At 69.2% G+C, this 4,290-nt stretch carries 5 protein-coding genes; all 5 read right to left on the bottom strand.

Features of this window, described 5'->3' with window-relative positions:
- Positions 1-49: 49 nt before the first annotated feature.
- Complete coding sequence (locus tag ABGI63_RS25630) at positions 50-1,033, bottom strand: phage Gp37/Gp68 family protein (RefSeq protein ID WP_349745348.1); 984 nt, start codon at positions 1,031-1,033, stop codon at positions 50-52.
- Positions 1,026-1,439 carry a hypothetical protein gene (locus ABGI63_RS25635; protein ID WP_349745349.1) on the bottom strand — a complete coding sequence of 138 codons (414 nt, stop codon included), beginning with the start codon at positions 1,437-1,439 and terminating at the stop codon, positions 1,026-1,028. Before ABGI63_RS25635 ends, ABGI63_RS25630 begins: the two co-directional genes overlap by 8 nt.
- Positions 1,436-2,206, bottom strand: coding sequence for a WDGH domain-containing protein (locus ABGI63_RS25640; protein ID WP_349745350.1), 771 nt, complete (start codon positions 2,204-2,206; stop codon positions 1,436-1,438). The genes ABGI63_RS25635 and ABGI63_RS25640 overlap by 4 nt, the downstream gene beginning before the upstream one ends.
- On the bottom strand, positions 2,203-2,394 hold the full coding sequence (locus ABGI63_RS25645; protein ID WP_349745351.1) for a hypothetical protein: 192 nt from the start codon (positions 2,392-2,394) through the stop codon (positions 2,203-2,205). Before ABGI63_RS25645 ends, ABGI63_RS25640 begins: the two co-directional genes overlap by 4 nt.
- Positions 2,395-2,407: 13 nt before the next feature.
- Positions 2,408-4,290: ParB/RepB/Spo0J family partition protein (locus ABGI63_RS25650; RefSeq protein WP_349745352.1), on the bottom strand; the 1,883-nt coding region annotated here is incomplete at its 5' end.

The following is a 4,290-nucleotide window of genomic DNA, read 5'->3' on the forward strand; positions in this document are numbered from 1 at the left end:
TGCATCGCGTACATCTGGCCGTAGTGCGGGTGGGTGGCGATGATCTTCTTCATGCTGTGGCCTCCGGGAATCCGTCATGCGTGCGGCCATCGAGCAGGCGGCCAGCGGACTTCTTGCCAACGCGGATCGCGTACTGATTCGCGCCGATCCATTCGAGGGGGGCATTCTCTGGCGTGCCGCACGGCGGCGCGTCTGGCAACCACTCGCCCCACTGCTTGAACAGGAACGGCACGCCAGCAGCCTCGCACTGGTCGCGCAGGCCTCGGGCCCAGTCAGGGTGCATGGGTCGCGCGTGCGGCCCGCTCTCGCCGCCGGCGATGACCCAGTCAATGCCTGGGCGGATGGGCGCCTTCTCGTGCGCAGCCAGCGGCTCTCCGATGCGCCAGATGCCTCGGCTCTCGCACACCTCGCACTTACCGTCTGCATCGAGCGCGCCCCTGTGGCGCTCGCAGTGCGGGCTGGTGTAGGGCCAGATCTGCACGCTGCCCAGCAGCGGCTCCATGCTCAGAAACCGCTTGCGCGCCGGCACCGCCAGCAGCTTGGGGATATCGCGGTCGGCCTCGACCTGGTTGACCACGGTGGCGCCGAGCCAGACGTTCGGCCAGGGCCATGTTGCGGGCTCGGTGTTGGAGTGCAGGAACAGCCCGCGCAAGGCTTCCATCACCATGCGCTCCGCGTTGCCAATGCGCTTTGTCAGCAGCAGCCAATCGAGGTTGGGTGTTCGCGCGATCAGGTCGAACAGATCGCGGCGCCACTCGGCCGGCACCTTGTTGTCAAACACATCGGCCAGGCTGGCGCAGAACACCCGGCGGCGTCGGCCGTGATCGGCGAAGAACGCCGCATGCTTGGCGTCCCAGGCGAGCGGCTGGCGCCAGTTGGCGGCGCTGGTGCGCTGGCGGCGGCGGAAGTCATCGCCGAAGCGTTCGACCCAGCGCTTGGCATAGCAGAGCTTGCAGCCCGGCCCGGCGGGCTCGCAGCCCATCCAGGGATTGAAGGTGGCGTCGGCCCATTCGATGGCGGTGGTGTCAGCCATGGTTACTTGCTCCGATCTCGATGCGACCCCGAAACACAAACACCGACGGCGCGCGCAGCTTGAGTCGCGCTTGGTAGCGCTGCCGGCGCTGGTTGGCGCTGAGGCGGCGATAGCGGCTTGTCTCTGTGGGCTTGAGGGTCCAGCGCATCTGGGTGCGCTCGTTGTTGGGCACGCCGCAGACCTTGCCGCGTGCGTAGATGAACTTGGCGTCGCGCAGGCGGATCAGGTTGGTGGCCACACAGCGCAAGTCAGCATCCAGCTCGTCGACCAGGTCGCAGGAGCGCAGATCGCCGAGCGTGTGCAGAGCCAGCAGCATGCGATGTGCCATGGTGCCGAAGCGAAGGAAGCCTTGCGACAAGCCGGGGTTGCGGCAGGGCGGCTTGTAGGGCCAGGCGGCGGCGCTCATCCTGCAATCCCCGTCCGGCGCTGCTCGGCCATCATCAGCACCGCGTCTGTTGACATGATGACCTGAAGCGGTAATTGGTAGAACGCCGGCGAGGCCTTGATGGTGTTCAGGAGCTGCACCGCCTGCTGTTCGAGAACGGTCGCCTTCAGCTTCGGCTGGCCTGCGGCGTCAAGAGCCAGGGTCGGTGGCGCAGGTTGGGCTGCGAGCAGCGCCTCGATGCGCGGGAGGTTCAGCCAGCCCCCATCGGTGCGGCACTGTTCCGGTTCGAGCCCGAGGCGACGCAGCAGCGCGTCGGTGTCGGCACATTCCTTGCGCCAGCCCGCTCCGTTCCACTGCGCGAGCGGCCCAGTCTTCGGCAGCGCCGCCAGCCGCCGATACTTCTCCGGCGTGTCGTGCCCGTCCCATTGGCCCGCGTAGGGCGGCAGGCCCTCGAAGAGGTGGGCCTCGCGGTCGTGGTAGTGCCAGCTGGCCTGGCCGGTGGGCAGGTCGATGTAGACGCAGCCGTGCCACTCGGGCGCCCAGCCCTCGATGGCGGTGCGGGCGATGCCGGACGGGAAGCACTTGGCCAGGGCGGCCACCACCTGGTTGCGCTCCAGGTAGACGGCGTCGCAGACCGTTTCGGTCCTGGCCACTTGCTGCTTGAGGAAGAGCAGCTGCTCGGCCGCGCTCTCCAGGCTGTGGCGGGCATCGTCGGTCATTTCCAACGAGTGTTCGTTGGAGATCTCGATCAGGCGCTGGGCCAGCTGTTGGGTGTAGTCGCCGCTCATGCCTGCGGCTCCTTGCGATGCGGCCAGACACAGATCACCGGCTGATGGTTGCCCATCGCCAGCGGCGCGCAGGGCTGGCGCTCGATGGTGACGACGACGCCGAGCTTCTCGGCCTCGCGCAGCAGCGCTTCGGCCAGCGCCTGGATCAGGGCCTTGTCGGCCAGGGTGGGGATCTTGGTGGGTTGCATGGTGTTGGGCTCCTCAGAGCAAGAAGTCTTCGAGCCGGCCGCCTTCGGCGAGCCGGGCCTTCAGCCACTTGGGCTGCAGGCCTCGGCCGCTCCAGGTCTCGCCGGTGGCGGGGTTGCGGTACTTGACCGTGCCCTGCTTGGCGGCGGCCGGGTCGCTGAGCTGCGAGCGCACCCAGGCCTGAGTGGCGTCGGGGTCGTCGAGCGTGGCGGGGTCGATGCCCAGGCGGCGGGCCTCCTCGTTGAACACCTGGAGGCGGGCGCCATCGGTGGCGTCGACCTCGATCGCGTCAAGGTCGAGCCCGAAGTGATCGGCCAGCGGCGTGGCCATGCCGTCGTGGCGATCGCGCAGCTCGTCGGCGTCGATGTTGCTGTCGGTCAGCTCCTCGGCCACCAGGCACAGCGCCAGCGTCTCGCCCAGGCGGCGGCCGTCGAGGCTGTTCAGCACGGTGTCGAGGTAGCTCAGCAGGTTGCCGGCGCGCTGGTCATAGGCGCTCTCGGGCAACTCGATGCCCAGGGCCTGGTACACCGCCAGGATGGCCTCATAGGAGGCGATCTCCAGCAGCTCGGTGATGGCCAGGCGCAGCACGATCAGCGGCAGCTCCTCGGCCGCGACCAACTGGTCTTGCAGCGCCTTGAGCACCAGCTGGCCAAACAGCTCGCTGCGGCGGGCGGTGATGTTCATCTGCAGCTGGGCTTTGCTCAGCGGCGTTGCGGCCTGCTTCTGCGGCTCAGGCGCGGGCGCGCTGGCCGGCGTCTCATAGGCGGCGTCGCTCAGGGTGGCGGCGGGCGGCTTGGTCTTCTGAACCGGGGGCTCGGGCTTGAGCAGGCCCTTGGCCTTGAGCAGCTTCTTGGCCGAGGCCTCGGGCACGATGGTGACAATCTGGCCGCCGCCCAGCTCGACGGTGATGGCGTCGCGCTGCTTGGCGCCGAAGATCTCGCGCAGCGGGCGCTCGTCGGTGGTCAGCGTGGGGGCGGGCTGGTCGAACCACAGATGCCCGTGCGGCAGGTAGTGGATCGTGGGCATCAGCTGCATGGCGGCCGAGCCGCTCAGCACGGTGTGGCCCGCGTCGCGCGCGGCCTGCAGCTTGGCGGCGCGGGCCTCGCCGGTCTTGGCGTGAAAGCAGGCGCGGTCGTGGCACATGTCGCCGCGCTTGACCTCCTCTTCGCCGAACAGGTCGGCGTTGGCGCCGGTGCGCTTGGGGCAGGCCGTGCAGGGGCCGGCGATCTCGAAGGGCGCGGCGATGTCGAACGGCGCGGCGTCCAGGCGCAGCATGTACTTCTTGCGCAGCAGGTCCATCGCGGCCCGGAAACTGAAGGGCTCGCCAGCCCAGCCGGCGGCGATCTCCTCGGCCGCGTCCACCTGGCCTGACGGCGCCGGGATCGTGGCGATCGCTGCCGCGATGGTGGCCTTGAACTTGTCGGCCAGGAACAGCTCGCGGGCCTCGGGGGCCAGCTCCAGCAGCGTCAGGCGGCTGAACACCCAGCGGCGGCTCTTGCTGAGCATGTGGCCCACCTCTTCGGCGGTGGCGCCGGCTTCTTCCATCAGCCGCTTGATGCCCTCGGCCTCCTCCAGCTCGTGGAGGCTTTCGCGGTCCACGTTCTCCTTCAGCTGGATCTGCAGGGCGGCGCGGTCGCTGAGGTCGCGCACCAGGGCCAGCACCGTCTCCATGCCGGCGATCTTGCTGGCGCGCCAGCGGCGCTCGCCGGCGACGATCTCATAGCGCGGCTGGCCGTTGCCGTCGCTGTGCGCCGGGTTGGGCCGCGCGAGGATGGGCTGGAACACGCCCTCGGTCTCGCGGATGCTCTCGGCCAGCTCCTGCAGCTTGGCGGCGTCGAACTTGCGGCGCGGGTTGGTGGGGCTGGGCGCGAGCAGGCCCAGCGGGATGTGCAGCGCGG

This window comes from Roseateles cavernae (genome assembly GCF_040187885.1).
Taxonomy (GTDB): Bacteria; Pseudomonadota; Gammaproteobacteria; order Burkholderiales; family Burkholderiaceae_C; genus Roseateles_E; species Roseateles_E cavernae.